The sequence below is a fragment of the Streptomyces sudanensis genome, from assembly GCF_023614315.1.
Classification (GTDB): Bacteria; Actinomycetota; Actinomycetes; order Streptomycetales; family Streptomycetaceae; genus Streptomyces; species Streptomyces sudanensis.
On record NZ_CP095474.1, the window covers coordinates 319,851 to 335,290 of the forward strand.

Sequence of the window (15,440 nt, forward strand, 5' to 3'; positions counted from 1 at the left end):
GGTCGGGGCTGGGTCATGGCCTCTCNCCTGGGGCTCGTCACTCCCTGTCGAGGATCTCGCGCCCCGCCTTCCCCCGCACACCGGGACCATGCCCGCTGCGCCCGTCGGGGGCATCGCAGCCGCCGCCGGGCCGCCGCCGGACCGCGGCTCCGAGCGGCGCCCGCCCCGTGGGCGGCTGCCCGGGGCGGTGCCGCTTCCGGGGCCGGTCACCGCCGGGCCGCCGACCCGCCTGGCCCCGCCACCGAACGGCCCCGCCACCGAACGGGCCGGCGGGCGGACGGGGCGGCGGCCGTTCGCCTCAGCGGGCGGACGGTACGGCGTGGGGGCTGCGGGCGGTGTCGCCGCCCGGCACCGGGGCGGAGGCGTCGGAACCGAGTTCCACGATGCGGTTGGCCGCGTCGACGTGGACGACGCGCGGCACGAGCGTCCGGGCCTCGGCGTCGTCCACCTGGGCGTAGCTGATGAGGATGACCAGGTCGCCGGGGTGGACCAGGTGCGCGGCGGCGCCGTTGATCCCGATGACCCCGGAGCCGCGCTCGCCCTCGATGACGTACGTCTCCAGGCGGGCGCCGTTGTCGACGTCGACGATGTGGACGAGCTCGCCGGGCAGGAGGTCGGCGGCGTCCATCAGGTCGGCGTCGACGGTGACGGATCCCACGTAGTGCAGGTCGGCCTGGGTCACCGTGGCCCGGTGGATCTTGGACTTGAACATCGTGCGCATCATCGGGGAACTCCTACGGATAGGCTCCCTGCCCGCGTTTTTGCAGGTCAAGGGCGGTTCCCCTAGCCTACAACGAGCCGCATGCCCGGACAGTGCCCCCGGGTCCCCCAGAACCCGCGCCGCCCGCTCGCCGGCTTTCCCGGCACACCGTCAGGCGACCGGCAGGGCACCTTCACCCACCCTCTCGGGCCTCTCTCGGGCCTCACCGCGATGGCGGCACAAGGCTACGCAGCGCCCCCCGAAGGACGCCTGTGATTACCGTCACCCCGGCGGCCCGGGTGCGGTCGGGAACGGAGGCGGCCGGTCGGGAGCGGGCCGGGCGCCTTCGGCGGGAGCCGACCGCACGGGAGGGCCGCCCCGCCTGCTGCGTGAGGAAGCGGAAGGCGGAGCTGGACACGTCGACGCCTGACGGGTAGACAGGCCCATGAAGCCTCTGGCGTAGACGGTTCTCTTGGTCGAAAACCCATCTACCAGGGGCTTCACCACGTTGTCAGCTCAGCGGCCGGACGTGGGCGTCAGGCGGGAAGGGACTCACCGGTATGGGCGCTCCCCAATCGGCCGTCGGCATGCCGTCGGCCCCGGCCCGGGAAGGGGGCGATCACGGTGTCGCCGCTCGCCGCCCGGCGAACCACTCCATCAGCCGTCCCTTCCATCCGTCCGCCGCTTCCACCCCGCACCCCGCGGACGTACGGCGGCGTCGTGCTCCCGCCCGCAAGCCGGTCGTCGTCCCGGCGGGCGGCCCGCACCGGCGGCCCCCACCTCACCCGGGCCTTCCTCAGGGTGGACCCGCCGGCAGCCGCGCCCACCTCGCCCGGAGCGCCGGCCCCCGCACCCGCCCTGCCGAGCCGTACGCCTGCCTGATCGCCGGGACCGCCGCCAGCCGCCTCCCCGACGCCCTCCCGCGGAGGGGCCTCACCGTCCCCGCCGACCGACCGCGCCGGCGCCCCCGGCCTTCTCCACCGCGTTCCCGAACCGCTTCCCGTCGTCTTCCCGACCGCTCACCGAGGAGCCCGGAACATGCTTGAGCAAGCACCGCACGTACTCGACCCCAAGGCCCGGGACCACCACGCCGAGGACCGCCTGCTGCGCGAGCGCGGACCGGCCACCCGTGTGGACATCCTGGGCGTGAACGCCTGGTCCGTCACCGACCCCGCCCTCCTGAAGACCCTCCTCACCAGCCCGAACGTCTCCAAGGACGGCCGCGCCCACTGGCCGGCCTTCTCCTCCACTGTCCCGACCTGGCCCCTCGCCCTGTGGGTCGCCGTGGAGAACATGTTCACCGCCTACGGCTCCGACCACCGCCGTCTGCGCCGCCTGGTCGCACCGGCCTTCACCGCCCGCCGGGTGTCCGCCCTCCTGCCGGAGATCGAGGACGTCGTCGCCCGGCTCCTCGACAGCCTCGACGGCGTCCCGCCCGGAGAGACCGTCGACCTGCGCGAGCGCTTCGCCTACCCGCTGCCGATCGCGGTCATCGGACGCCTCATGGGCGTCCCGACCGGCCGGCAGCACGGCTTCCGCAGCACCGTCGACGGCGTCTTCTCCACCACCCTCACCGCCGAGGAGGCCGCCGCCAACACCGAGGCCCTCTACCGCGCCCTCGACGAGCTCATCGCCGTCAAGCGGGCCGAGCCCGGCGACGACATGACGAGCCTGCTCATCGCGGCCCGCGACGACAAGGGCGACGGACGAGGGCTGTCGGACGCCGAACTGCGCGACACCCTCCTCCTCATGATCAGCGCCGGTTACGAGACCACCGTCAACGTCATCGACCAGGCGGTCACCGCCCTCCTCACCGACCCCGACCAGCTCGCCCACGTACACGCCGGCCGGGCCGACTGGGGCGACGTCGTCGAGGAGACCCTGCGCCACGAGCCGGCCGCCAAGCACCTCCCCCTGCGCTACGCCGTCACCGACATCCCCCTCCCCGACGGGCAGGTCATCGCGAAGGGCGAGGCGATCCTCGCCTCCTACAGCGCCGCCAACCGGCACCCCGACTGGCACGAGGCGGCCGACGTCTTCGACGCCACCCGGCCTTCGAAGGAGCACCTGGCCTTCGGATACGGCGTCCACCACTGCCTCGGCGCCCCGCTCGCCCGCCTGGAGGTCACGACGGCGCTGAAGGGACTCTTCGAGCGCTTCCCGAACCTCGAACTGGCCGTACCGGCGACGGAACTCCGACCGCTGGAGTCCCTGATCAGCAACGGCCACCAGGCCCTGCCCGTCCGCCTGCGGACCACCGGCGCCTGACCGGCTCGGCCACGGCCCCCACGCCGACACCAAGGGTCCCCGTGCCTCCCGAAACCAGATCCGGTCGGACCACGGCCCGGCAGGAGCGGTCGACCACCCGTCCGCGTTGAGGGAGCGGGACCACATCGGGGAAGAGGTCCCGGTCTTCTCTTCCGACGAGTGAGGAGGCGAGACGGCTCCCGGCTCCTGCGGCCCCGCGCGGGGAACAGTGATCGGCGAGGCGGACACCGCCGAGCACGCGATCGCTTCGGTGGTGGGCGGACTTCCGGCGAACCGCGGACCAGCGGTCGCCGGCACCGCCAACGGTCGACAGCCTTCGCGGCTCCCCGCCCGTCGATGCCATCACGGCCGGACTGCGATCTGTCGGCGGGCGGAGTTCCACACCTCTTCGAACTCGTCGGAGGTCAGCTGCTCCGGATCGTGGCCCTCCCATTCGGAGACGGGTAGTTCAGCTGTGCTCCCGAACCTGCTGTCGTACTCGTCAAGGCGGCCTGCGTTACAGGCCTCCTGCCATTCGACGAAGGAGGCAGCCGCGATCGGGGTCAGCTCAGGCCCTTCGAGTTCGACCTGCCGGACCACCCGGCCTTCAGCGTCGACCTCAAAGTAGAACCAGATGTCTTCCTCATCCCAGTGGCAGCGCATCCATGTGATCACCGGTCCATGATGAGGCCGATCGCACCCCGTGCACCCGGGGCGGGCGGGGGGCACGGGACGGGTAGCCTCCCGGTTGCAAGCCCTACCGGACCAAGCCACAACCGTCATCACCGCCGCCCTGCACGACCACCCGAACCCGCCCAGCGCCTCAGCCACGTGGCCGACGACCGCACCACCGATCCCCGCACACGCCAAGCACTACGCACGAGCACGGCCCCCGAAGGGGCCGGTGAGGTGGAGCGCGAGTCGCACGGCCGGTCTCACACGGGGTCCCGACCGCAGGCGCCCGGACGGTTCCCCCGCCCGGGGCCGGTCAGGTGCGCTGCCGGCGCGCCCACACGAAGTAGTCCTCGATGTCCTGGACTTCCTCCCGCGTCAGGCGGGGCGTGCTCCACTGCGCCGCCCGGCCGGCCCGGAGGAAGTCCTCCGGGAGGCCCGTGCCGTACGTCTCGACGTACTCGGCCGTGTCGCGCCGCCAGAACCAGGTGCCGTCGCTGTGGATGGCGGAGCCGCCGGTGACGGCGAACCGCCCCTCCAGTACGTCCTCCGTGTAGCCCATGAGGGCGAGGATCACAGGAGCGTCCCTCAGGTACGCGCCGATCGCCGCCCGCTCGCCCTTCGGGATCCCTTCGGAGCCCTCCACGAGGTCCTTCACCAGCCGGGCGAAGGCGGACTGGTCGGCGATCCGGCCGAAGATCCCCAGGGGGGTCACCTGACGCATCCGTCTCCCCCGGTCGTGTACGCGGGCCGACCCGAGCATCGTAGGCCCCCGCCGGGGACGGACCGGCGGCATTTTCGCGGGAACGCCGGGCCCCTCGTGGACGGCACGCTGCTTCCCAGTCAGGGTGAGGGCGAGGCGTGCGGCCCTGCCCCTCACCCCTGTCTGGAGGTCCAGCACGTCAGCCGCCTCGTCACTGACCGGGAAGAGGTGCGCGTCCTGGCCGCGAAGCATGGCAGCATCCGAGGGCAGGCAATCACCCCATGCCAGTCCCTGTGCCTGCTCGAGAAGATGCTGGGAGACCTATGAACACCGAACAGCCCATACGGCTTGGCTGGTTCAAGAGCAGCCACAGCGGTGACGAAGGCGGCGAGTGCGTCGAGGTCGCCGCCGACGCGACCGCCGTACACGTACGGGACTCCAAGGAACGCGGCGGCCCTCGGCTCGCGTTCACCCGGAACGCGTGGTCCGGCTTCGTCACCGATCTGGGACGCCACCGGGCCTGACCCGCCGCGCCCGCGGCCGTGACACTCCGCTCCGGCCACGGCCCCCCCCTTCGGCGGCGGGCCGGGCGCGGCCCGGACGCAGGGGGCCTTCCCGCGACCGTGCGGGAAGGCCCCCTGTCTGACTCGCCGTCTCACTCCGGGCGGCCGGGTCCCTCCGCCTCGTCGTCGGCGTCGTCGGCGGCGTCCTCGGCGGCGTTCTCGGCCGCCTTCTCGAAGAGGGCGTCCACGTGGCCGAGCGAGCCCGGGTCGCAGGCCGCCTGGAAGACCTCTCCGTCACTCCAGGCGATCATCCACCCTCCTCCGGGGAGATCGCGCCTCTCGCGGGGCAGGACGACGCCCTCCAGGTCCGTTTCGGCCACGTCGATCCGGATGTGCCACCCGGGGTTGTCCGTGGTGACCATCCTGATGCCGAACTCGTGCTCCCACTCGCCGTCGCAGTTGGACGCGTACCACGACTGGATGTAACGCGTCCCCCTGTTCCGGTCAGGGGCAGCCGATGGGCTTCTCCCAGTCCTCCGGGGCACGTGCGTCACCCCCGTTCGGAAGGTTGATGTGGGGCGTTTCCACCACCGTACCGTCCGCGTTCGTGTGTGCGGGGCCTTCGAGGTCGAACCTCTTGACGAGTTCGAAGGGCGCCGGGTTCCGGGGGTTGGACTGGGGGGCCCACTCCGCGTACTTCTTGATCTGCCCCGTCGTCCCGTGGCGCACGAACGTGGTGTGGGGGCCTTCGGCGTCGTAGTTGGGTCGCTGTCCGGGCTTCCGGCCGCGCCCCATGTTGTGCACGAGGACGCTGCTGTCGCCCACGGCCACGTAGTAGGTGTGCGTCGCGTCGACCGTCAGGTTGTGGACCGCGGCCTGCTGGGTCCACGCGCTGACCGCCTCGACCCGGACCTTCGAACCGGAGCCGGTGCGGAGCCACTGGCCGGGCTTGAGCTCGCCGGCCCCCAGCCACTCCTCCAGGTCGGGGACCCAGAAGGGGTGGCCCGCGGTCGCGGTGACGGTGTCGGTGGCGCGGCCCCTGTCGCCGTCCGTGTCGATCGTGATCCTGACGAGCTCCTTGAGGCCCCCGCCCTCGATGGTCTCGGTGACCTTCCGCTGGGAGGTCTTGCCCGTCGTCGGGTCGGTGGCGACGACCTCGTCGCCCACCTCGACCTCCTCGATGGGTTTGCGGCTGCCGTCGGCCATGACGATTTCGGTGCCCGGCGCGAAGCTGTTGGAGGAGGCCGCCGAGGCCAGGTCCACCGCCGTCCTGGTGCACTGGGCGGCCGTCTCGACCTTGTCGGCGACGTCCTCGGCCTTCTCCGCCGCCTTCGCGATGTCGTCGGCGTACTTCGCCGCCTTCGACACCGTCTGCCCGGCCCTCGCGGCCCGCACCGCCGCCGCGCCGGCGCCGCCGAGGACGACTCCGCCGACGGTGGCCGCGGCCCAGGCGCAGGCCTCCATGTCGCCCTTGGTGACGCAGTTCTTGATGTCGTTGAAGCCGGTGACCTCGCCGATGACGTTGCCGACCGTCTTGGCGCCTTCCCAGACCGCGCCCCAGTCGACCGCCTCCGAGACGGTCTCCACGACGCTTCCGACCTGCTTGACGACCTCGTCGCGGATGGTGTCCACGACCTTGGCCACGTCGGCGACGACCTGGACGGCCGCCCCGACGATGATCGCCGGGAGGTTGGGGTCGCCCGTCACGATGGCCTTGCCGACCGCGATGAGGGGCTTGGCCGCGGCGACGATGTGCGGGATCGGGTTGTGCTTGGCCACGTAGGAGGCCGCCGCCTTGGCCTTCTTGGTGATGTAGACCCTGGCCTGGTGGACCATCCGGGCGGCTTGTCTGGCCTTCTCGCGGGCCCACTGGGTGACGCCCGTCTTCTGCCCGACCCACTTGACGGCGTTGACGGTGGCGTCGACCACCCTCTTCAGGCCCGACTTGCGGTACAGGTAGTTGGCGGCCTTGCCGGCGTAGTTCAGCGCCTTGCCGAGCGCGGCGCCCGGGTTGCGCACCGCCCACTGCACGCCGTGGTAGACGGACCGCGCCTTCTTGTAGACCCAGGAGTTCTTGACCTTCTTGACGACGGCCTTCACCTTCTTCTCGCACGCGCCCCAGCCGAAGCAGGGGAAGTGGCCGTCCGGGTCGGTGTAGTCCATCGGGGCGCCGGCGCCGTACGTGTACCGGTTGGCGAGGATCGACGCGCCCGCGGTGGACTGGTAGGAGTCGCGGGAGTCGAAGGCGCCGGTGCCGGGGTCGTACCAGCGGGCGTGCATGTTGACCTGGCCGGTGTCCGGGTCGGTCCAGTCGCCCTGGTAGCCGATGTTGCCGTCGGTGTCCCCGGCGGCCGCGGTGCCGCGGACCCCGCCGAAGGGGTCGAAGGCCGTGGAGCGGTCCAGGGCCGTCGCGGCGCCGTTCGTCGCCGACATGCTGCCGACGACGTCGCCGTGCTTGTCCTGCAGGGTGAGCCGGGCCTCGCCGCCGTTCTCGGCGACCGCCATGAGTTCGTCGGCGGCGCCGCGGCCGTACGTCGACGTCTGGTCCCTGACGGGGTCCGGCGTGAGGCCGGCGTAGGCGAAGTCCACGCCGTTGCGGGCCGCGACGCGGTCCGTCGAGTCGTAGGTGTACTCGGTGCCCGACTCGCCCGCCTTCACCATCCGGTCGAAGGCGTCGAAGGTGAACCGCTCCGTCAGGCCCGAGCTGGTGCGGGTCTCCAGCGTGCCGCGCGGCGTGTGGTCGTACGTGTAGTCGCCGTCGGACAGCAGCCGGTTGCGCTCGTCGAAGACGGCGGTCTTGTCGCCGTTGCGCACGCGGTTGCCGCTGTCGTCCCAGCCGTACTCCGTGGTGGTGCCGTCGGCCGTCCAGGAGGTGAGGCGGCCGGCGTGGTCGTAGCCGTAGGTGCTGGTGCCGGACTCGGCGGTGCCGGTGGTGGTCTTCGACGTCAGGTGGTCGTCGGCGTCGTAGCCGTAGTCGGCGGACGCGAGGGTCTGGCCGGTGCCGTTCTTCAGGGTGTCGGTGTCGAGGCGGCCGAGGTCGTCGTAGGTGAGGGAGCGGGACTGGCCGGAGGCGTAGTCGACCTTCCTGACCGCGCCCGCGCCGTCGTAGGCGTAGCTCTGCCGCACGCCGGTCAGCGGGTCGGTCGCCGTGGTCAGCTGCTGCCTGGCGTAGGTGAAGTGGGCGGTGCCGGCCGCGTCGGTGCGGCTGGTGAGGAGGCCGTCGGCGTTGTACTCGTAGGTGGCGTCGCCGGACGGTCCGGTCGCCTTCAGCAGGGCGCCCCGGTCGTTGTACTCGTAGGTGTTGTCGCCCTTCGGGGAGGAGGCGCCGACCAGGCGGCCCGCCGGGTCGTACCGGAACCGCTTCTCGGGGGTGGCGACCTCGGCGCCCGTGCCGGTCTCGCGGACCAGTTGGCCGGCCTTGTCGTAGGTGCGTTCGCGGACCACCCCGCCGGGCGCGGTGAGCTTCACCGGCTGGCCGGCGGCGTCGTACGCGGTGGTCCAGGTGCGGGCCTCCGGTGCCGGGTCGCGGGCCGTGGGGGGTTCGATCACCGACTCGGCGAGGCCGAGCGTGTTGACGGTGTAGATCGTGGTGTTGCCCCGGCCGTCGGTGTAGCGGGTGCGGTTGCCGAGCGCGTCGTAGCCGAAGGACGTGGTGATGGACCTGGTGTCGGAGACCGGCTCGGTCTGGCTGGTCAGCCGGTTCATCGCGTCGTACGTGTAGGTGGTGGTGCGGTTCAGCGGGTTGGTCGAGGTGACCAGGTTGCCCGCCTTGTCGTAGGTGTAGCCGACCTTGCGGAGCTGGTTGTTGGCCGGGTCCAGGTCCTGGTCCTGGACGAGTTGGCCGAGCTGGTCGTAGATCTTCGCCGAGGTGCGGCCCATGCCGTCGGTGCGGCGCACCTCGCGGCCCGCGGCGTCGTAGCCGAACTGGGTGACGGCGCCGCTCGGTTCCTGCAGCCTGGTCAGCTGGCCGAGCCCGTCGTAGGCGTACTGGCTGACCTCGCCGCTCGGGGAGGTCTGCTTCACCACGTTGCCCGCGTCGTCGTACTCGTTGCGGGTGGTGAAGGCGCCGGGTGCGGGCCTGCGCTCGATCTGGGTGGTGGTGACCGGGCGGTCGAGGTCGTCGTAGGTCGTCTCGGCGCGGGCGCCGTTCGGGTCGGTGACCGACAGCACCTGCCCGGTGCGGGTGTAGGCGTACCTCCACTGGCCGCGCTCGTCGCCGGTGCCGACGGGCACGTCCTTGACGGTGAGCCGGTTCTGGCGGTCGTACTGGAACCGGGTCACGCGGCCGAGCGGGTCGGTCGTCTCGGTGACGTTGCCGAGCGCGTCGTAGGCGTGGGTGACGGTCGGGACGACCTCCTGCGCGGAGCCGGGCGCGGTGTAGGCGGGTGCGGTCGCGGTGACCGCGCGGCCGAGCCGGTCGTAGGTGGTGCGGTGGGTGCGGCCGAGCGCGTCGACCGACTCGGTGATCGCGCCGAAGGTGTCGTAGCCGGTGTAGGTGGTGGGCCGGGAGGTGGTGGGCGTGCCGCCGCCGGACTCGGTGGTGACGGCGGGCGCGGTGACGGAGATCGGCCGGCCCAGCTCGTCGTAGCCGTACTCGGTCGTGTTGCCGGCCGGGTCGGTCCTGGAGGTGGTCAGTCCGCGGTCGTCGTAGGTGTAGAGCGTGGTGCGCGAGTCGGTGCCGTTCTCGACCGTCTCGTGGGTGACGTTGCCCGCGTCGTCGTACTGGTAGCGGACGGAGTCGCCGGTGACGCTCACCGGCCAGGGCACGTTGGAGGGGGAGCCGCCGGAGGCGGTCGTCTCCACGTTGCCGGCGAGGTCGTAGGTGTACGTCGTGCGCCGGGCCAGCCCGCCGGGGTCGGTGACCTCGGACTTCACGCGGCCGACCGCGTCGTAGGCGTACTGGGTGACGACCTTGCCGTTGCCGGTCGTCTCGGTCAGCACGTTGCCCGCGCCGTCGTAGGTGTTGGACTCCACGACGATGTCGCGCCTGGTGCCGTCGGGGTCGCGGAAGCCCTTGAGGGTGATCGACTTGACCAGGTCGTCGCCGTAGTACTGGTAGACCAGGGAGCGGCCCATCGAGTCAGTGTGCCGGACGAGCCGGCCGCCCATGTCGTAGGCGTAGGAGTTCAGGACGGTGTGGTCCGGGTCGCCCCCGTCGTCGTCCCAGTCGCGCAGCCGGGCCTCGGCCATCATGTTGCGCGCGGTGTAGACGTAGTCGAAGTGGTTGCCGTTGCCGTCGACCATCGAGGTCTTGTTGCCGAAGACGTCGTAGGTGTAGGTCGTCTCGTTGCCCTCGGCGTCGGTGACCCGCTCGGGGCGGCCCCGGTCGTCGAGTTCGAAGGTCATCACGCGGGTGGCGTCGCCGCCCAGCAGGTCGGAGACCTCGGTGCGCACCACGTTGCCGTCGGCGTCGTAGGTGGTGGTGGTCCGCTGCTGGTGCCTGCCGAGGGTGACGACGTTGGTGGCGGCCGGGTCGGTGAGGGTGGTGACCCGGGAGAGCTTGTCGTAGGCGAACGTCGAGGTGGTGCCGGAGGGGTTGGCGTCCGTGACGACGGTCTCGGTGAGCTTGCGGCCCAGCGCGTCGTACGTGTACTTGGTGACCCGTCCGGACGGCTCGGTCACCCAGGCCAGGTCGCCGTTCCGGTAGTACTGGTAGCGGGTGGTCTTCCCGCGCGGGTCGGCGGTGGTCAGCGGGAGCCCGGTGGGCGTGTTGCCGCCGCCGACGGCCGGTTCGGCGCCGGTCGTGTAGGTGTTCCTGGCGGTGCCGCCGTCGGGGGCGGTCTGGGTGAGCAGGGCGCCGCTGGCGTTGTAGGTGTACTGGGTGCGGAAGCGGTTGTCGGTGGGGCCGGACGAGCGGCCGTCCCGGGTCTCCGACGGCTGGTCGCCCCGCAGGTCGAAGTCGCCCGTCGCCACCGGGTAGGTGGTGTACGAGGTCTGGCAGTCGCCCGCGGCCCGGCAGGTGGTGCGGCTGGTCACGTTGCCGCGGTCGTCGTAGCCGAGGGTGACCTTGTCGCCGTTCTCGCTGGTGATGCCGGTCTGGAAGCCGTTGTCGTCGTACTCGAAGAGGCGGATGGCGACGCCGTCGGCGGGGTGCCGGATGAAGTCCGGTTCGCTGCCGCCGTCACCGGGCGGGTTGGTGCAGAACGCCGGGTCGCCCGGGTCGGGCTGGGTGCAGACCTGGTCGGGGCCGGTGGGCGACGGGGANNGGGTCGCGGTGGCGGGCTCCCGCGCGCCGAGGGCCATCGGCTCGCCGTAGCGCAGCAGCCGCGAGGACAGCCCGTCGTACTCGTAGAAGTACGGGGCGTCCATCGGGTCGCGGACCTCGACGGTGCGGCGCAGGTCGCGGTCGTTGCCGAAGACGGCGGGGGCGCCGATCCTCCAGGTGCCGCCGTTGCGGTCGGTGTACTCGTCGACCCGGTCGCGTGAGGCGTCGTAGCGGACCTCGGAGGCGATCCGGCCGCTGGGCAGCGTCGTCCTGGTCAGGACGTCGGCGGTCCGGCCGCCCTCGCGGTGGTGGGCCGCGACGGCCGCGGAGCCCAGCGGGTGGTGGTAGAGGGCGACGTCGTCGATGGTGCCGGCGAAGGACCTGGCGGCGGCAGAGCCCCAGCCGGGCCAGGAGGCGGGGGCGGTGGCGTGGGCGGCGCCGATCTGGTTGTGGGTGAGGTGGGTCTGGAGGGGCTGCTTGCCGGTGAGGGTGCCGGAGAGCCTGCCGTCCAGGTAGAGGCTCTGGGTGGAGCCGGACAGGGACAGCACCGCGTGGTGCCAGCGGCCGTCGTTGACGTTCTTGGTGATGTCGGTGATCGGTTCGACCGCGCCGGTCCAGAACTGGCCGCGCAGCTTCCCGTCGGTGCCGACGTACAGCATCGGGACGCCGGTGCCGGGGGCGGTGCCCCACGCCTTGTCCTGGTAGCCGACCAGGGGTCCGCCGACGCCGGAGGCGATCGTCTTGAACCAGACCTCCACGGCGGCGTCGCGGCTCTTCTTCACCGTGCCGGCGGGCAGGTCGATCCGGGAGGTGGTGCCGTTGAAGGAGGCGGCGGTGCCGGGGTCGCCGGCGATGGCGCCCGCGGCGTTGAGGGTGACGTCGCGGTACGTGCCGCGGTCCTTGCCGAGGTTGGCCTCGTTGGCGCTGCCGGCGGTGGTGCCCTCCTCCTCGCCGAGGCGCCAGTAGGACTCGGGGCGGGAGTCGAGGACGGTGGTGCGGTAGTGGCTGCCGGTGCCGTAGGTGTACTGGGTGCAGCCGTCCAGCGGGTTGCAGACCTTGTCCAGCAGGTCGCCGTTGTAGGTGTACGTCCAGGTCAGCGGGGCGCCGTCGACGGCGGTGGTCTGGACCCTGGTGACGTGCGCGCCGGTCCAGGTGAAGGTCAGCGAGCGGCCCGTCCGGTTGTTCGTCGCGGTCGCGAGCTTCCCGGCGCTGTAGGTGTGGGTGACGGTGTTGGAGTACGGGTCGGTGATCTTCGCCAGCAGGCCGGAGGAGCTGAAGTCGTACGTCGTGCCGGACTTGTCCTGGAGCCGGTAGGTGCCGGTCGCCGGGTCGAGGGTCAGTTTGGCGAAGCGGCCGGGCGGCGGGGCGAAGGTCCCGTCGGCGTTCCTGCCGAAGCGGACGTCCTGGCCGTCGGGGTAGCGGATGACGACGTTGCCCGTGCCGTCGTCGTCGGGGGTGAGCCGCATGTCGTAGCGGGTCGTCCAGCCCGCGCCGAAGGCGAGGTCGCGTCGGGGGTCGAGGCTGTTGTAGGTGCGGATCAGGGTGAGTTCGGGGCCGACGCCGGCGAGGGAGGCGTCGACCGCGCTGGAGGTGAAGTTGCCGACGTTGGGGTCGAACTCCCTGCCCTGCGCCTCGGAGAGCCGCGAGGTGATCTCGGGCTGCGGCACGGCGGCGATCAGCGCCACCTGGGCGGTGGGCACCTCGTTGGTCGCGTCCTTGACGAAGCCGCGCCACAGGTAGGTCCTGCCCCACTTCAGCCGCCCGGAGGGGACGGGGTAGGCCGAACTGGTCTGGTACGCGGAGGTGGTGCAGCCGGTCGGCTTGCCGTCCTTGTCCGACTCGCAGATCTCGAACTTGTACTGGAGGGTGGAGCCGGGCGGCGCGTCGATGTCGGTGCCCGCCGCCCACAGCTGCGGGGTCAGGGTCTGGGCCTGGTAGCCGTTGGGCGGGAACTGCTCCTTGACCACCGGGGCGATGTCGAAGACCTGGATGGTGAGCCGGCCCGGCGGCACGTGCTCGTCGGTGAAGACCTTGCCGCCCTGGCGGACCATCGTGAAGTCGAGCAGGTAGACGCCCGGCGGGAGCGCCTTGATCGTGGCGTCGACGGTGGCCTTGGCGCCGTGGGCCACGTTGGCGGTGAGGGCGCCCGCGCGCTGCTGGGTGACGAGCTTGCCCTTGCCGTCGTACGCCCGGTACGCCAGGTAGTAGGTGGAGGGCGTCCAGGTCTCGGCGCCCTTGTTGGTGACGGTGACCTTGACCTTGCCGTCCTGGTTCTGCAGCACCGGCGGGTCGGGGACGGGCTTGGGGAAGCCGTAGGAGGCGTTGTACGGCGAGTGGGTGACGTACAGCTTGGGCGGGTTGGCCGTGGCGTGGCCGGTGAGCTTCTTGAACCCGAGGGGGTCGGTGGCGGAGGCCCGCAGGGACAGGCCGTGGTTGGCCTGGGTGCCGTTCACCCAGCGCTGCACGAGGTCGCGTCCGCCCTTGCCGAGGTCGAAGAGCTCGCCGGCGGCGGGGCAGGCGGACCTGGACTGGCCGAGGCCGATGTGGCCGTAGGCGAAGGACTTCGAGGCGAGGGCCCCGCCCACCGGGGGGCCGGGGTAGGCGGTGCCGGTGCCGGCGGTCCAGGGCCCGGTCACGGGGTGCACGGAGACCGGGCGGGGCTTGCAGGAGGCCGAGTCGAAGTTCACGACCTGGAGCTGCACGCCGAAGATCTGGTGGTTCCTGAGCTCCTCGTCGAGTCCGGGGAAGCCGAGGTAGGCGGCGGAGGCGCCGTCCGGGCCCCTGCCGACGTGGAGTTCGCTGGAGCCGACGACGGAGCCGCCGCTGCGGACGGTCATGGAGGTGGAGGCGGACGTGGCGTCGACGGAGGGGTCGACGCGGACGGGGTAGGCGCGGGCCGGGTCGGCGAGCCAGTCCCGGTCGGCGGTCACCTTCAGCGCCTGGCCGCCGTCCGGCTGCCGGACGAGTTCGTACGTCACGGCGTGCGAGACGGCCTGGGCGGCGTCCTCCATGAACCCGGCCGGGACGACGGCGCGGGTACGGCCCTGGGCGTCGGCCAGCAGGATCGATCCGCCGTCGATCCGGGCGGTCAGGCCCTTGAGGCGGAGCGGGAAGACGAAGCTGTTCGGGGCGGCGGGGGACTTCAGGACGAGCGTCTCCTTGACGCCGCCGGCCTGCGCGTCGAGCCAGAGGTCGGTGTCGGGGAGCACCTGCCCGTAGGCGACGCGGGTGCCGTCGGCGGTGCCGGCCGCGGGGGCGGCGCCGCTCAGCCCGTAGCCGAAGGACTCGCCGGACGGCAGGGTGAGGGAGGCGAGCTCGCCGGCGTCGGCCCGGTCCGCGAGGCGCAGGGCCACGGGGCCGGCGGCGTTGGCCCAGCCGCCCTCCCGCTCCACCAGGCGGTTGTCGACGGGGTGCCAGGAGCCGTCCTCGCGGCGGTAGTTGACGGGGCTGGTGGAGACCTCGGTGGTGCGGGTGCCGTCCTGGTTCGCGTACGTGCGGCTGAGGGCGTCCCGCTCCGAGACGATCTCCTTGCTCGTCCTGCGGTCGAATCCCCTGACCCGCGCGGGGGCCGGCGTGGTGACCTCCGCCGTGTTCCGGCGTACCGCGGGCCGGGTGGTGGCGGGGCCCTTCAGCGGGTACTTGGCGCGCAGGGACCGCGGGGGGTCGTCGTTGCGCGCGCCGCCCGCGAGGTGGCCGAGCCCCTCGGCGCTCCCCCACCGCTGGCCGGGTCCCCTGGCCTCGGCGGGCCTGTCCGGGAAGGACGGGATGCCCCCTTCGGCCCCGGCGAGGGAGCCGACGGCGATGACCGTCGCCAGGGCGAGCGCGATCGCCTTGCCCCAGCGGGAGCGCAGGAGTCTCGGCATCAGGAACTTGCGTGCGAGTTTCCGGTACGCCGGCACGGTTCCCCCCACGGGACGAGCGGATGATCGGGGGGAGCCTGACGGTTCGTCGGGCTCTTTGTCGACTCGTTGACAGGTTCATTCATCTGAGCGTTATTCCACCGTGACCCCCTCCCTCCGGCATCGAACGCGCGTTTCCTTGCGAGCGCTCGAAAACCGGGGGCGAGGGCCGGGTTCCGCGGGAGACCGGGAAAGAGGTCGCCTCAGGCAATTCACTTCACCGGGAAGACGGGGTGAGTCCGCGCACTGTTCACCTCGCGCCGGGCGTCGCCCGCACCGGGCCGGACGCGAGCCCGGTGGCGGCGGGGGCGCGGCGGCCGGTTCCGCCACCGCCCCGCCGTCCGCGCCCGGCCGGCAGCCGTACGACCGGGCGCGGCGCGGACGGCGCGCATCCCCGGCGCGCGGAGACCGGACCCGCGCGGACGGCAGCGGCACGGCAGGGCTCCCACCGGCCCGGACGTGCGGCTCGACGCCTCCGGGGGCGGCACCCCGGGGTGCCCGGNCCACCGCC

The 15,440-nt window shown here is 72.3% G+C and carries 7 protein-coding genes and 2 pseudogenes; 3 read left to right on the top strand and 6 right to left on the bottom strand.

All coding sequences use genetic code 11. The annotated features are described in order from the left end of the window. Positions 1 to 298: 298 nt before the first annotated feature. Positions 299 to 724, bottom strand: a complete 426-nt coding sequence (gene panD / locus MW084_RS01450) for an aspartate 1-decarboxylase (protein WP_010474087.1) — start codon at positions 722 to 724, stop codon at positions 299 to 301. Between the two features lie 1,014 nt (positions 725 to 1,738). On the opposite strand from panD, the gene MW084_RS01455 reads away from it, so the two are divergent. Then, positions 1,739 to 2,968, top strand: a complete 1,230-nt coding sequence (locus tag MW084_RS01455) for a cytochrome P450 family protein (protein WP_010474085.1) — start codon at positions 1,739 to 1,741, stop codon at positions 2,966 to 2,968. A 205-nt stretch (positions 2,969 to 3,173) separates the two neighbouring features. Then, positions 3,174 to 3,254 (top strand): annotated as a pseudogene (locus MW084_RS01460) (DUF6193 family natural product biosynthesis protein); the annotation flags it as partial. Positions 3,255 to 3,310: 56 nt separating this feature from the next. Here the strand turns inward: MW084_RS01460 and MW084_RS01465 are convergent. Both MW084_RS01465 and MW084_RS01470 read right to left on the bottom strand, forming a co-directional pair. Next, positions 3,311 to 3,610 (bottom strand): hypothetical protein, encoded by a 300-nt coding sequence (locus tag MW084_RS01465; protein WP_039829820.1) that lies wholly within the window; start codon positions 3,608 to 3,610, stop codon positions 3,311 to 3,313. Positions 3,611 to 3,935: 325 nt separating this feature from the next. After that, positions 3,936 to 4,343: a hypothetical protein gene (locus MW084_RS01470; protein ID WP_158684366.1), complete on the bottom strand. Its 408-nt coding sequence runs from the start codon at positions 4,341 to 4,343 to the stop codon at positions 3,936 to 3,938. Between the two features lie 302 nt (positions 4,344 to 4,645). On the opposite strand from MW084_RS01470, the gene MW084_RS01480 reads away from it, so the two are divergent. Next, positions 4,646 to 4,846: a DUF397 domain-containing protein gene (locus MW084_RS01480; protein WP_010474078.1), complete on the top strand. Its 201-nt coding sequence runs from the start codon at positions 4,646 to 4,648 to the stop codon at positions 4,844 to 4,846. Positions 4,847 to 4,977: 131 nt separating this feature from the next. On the opposite strand, the gene MW084_RS01485 is transcribed toward MW084_RS01480, so the two are convergent. The 3 genes and pseudogenes from MW084_RS01485 to MW084_RS24415 form a co-directional block, all read right to left on the bottom strand. Next, on the bottom strand, positions 4,978 to 5,379 hold the full coding sequence (locus MW084_RS01485) for an Imm53 family immunity protein (RefSeq protein ID WP_338057677.1): 402 nt from the start codon (positions 5,377 to 5,379) through the stop codon (positions 4,978 to 4,980). Beyond that, the coding region (locus MW084_RS01490; protein WP_275563433.1) for a polymorphic toxin-type HINT domain-containing protein at positions 5,330 to 11,029 on the bottom strand (5,700 nt) is incomplete at its 5' end. The genes MW084_RS01485 and MW084_RS01490, both read right to left, overlap by 50 nt. Positions 11,030 to 11,031: 2 nt before the next feature. Further along, a pseudogene (locus MW084_RS24415) lies at positions 11,032 to 14,893 on the bottom strand (LamG-like jellyroll fold domain-containing protein); the annotation flags it as partial. Positions 14,894 to 15,440: the final 547 nt, after the last annotated feature.

Coding starts and splice junctions, on each gene's coding strand:
- panD (WP_010474087.1), bottom strand. CDS start 724: ATGATGCGCACGATGTTCAAGTCCAAGATCCACCGGGCCACGGTGACC.
- MW084_RS01455 (WP_010474085.1), top strand. CDS start 1,739: ATGCTTGAGCAAGCACCGCACGTACTCGACCCCAAGGCCCGGGACCAC.
- MW084_RS01465 (WP_039829820.1), bottom strand. CDS start 3,610: ATGCGCTGCCACTGGGATGAGGAAGACATCTGGTTCTACTTTGAGGTC.
- MW084_RS01470 (WP_158684366.1), bottom strand. CDS start 4,343: ATGCGTCAGGTGACCCCCCTGGGGATCTTCGGCCGGATCGCCGACCAG.
- MW084_RS01480 (WP_010474078.1), top strand. CDS start 4,646: ATGAACACCGAACAGCCCATACGGCTTGGCTGGTTCAAGAGCAGCCAC.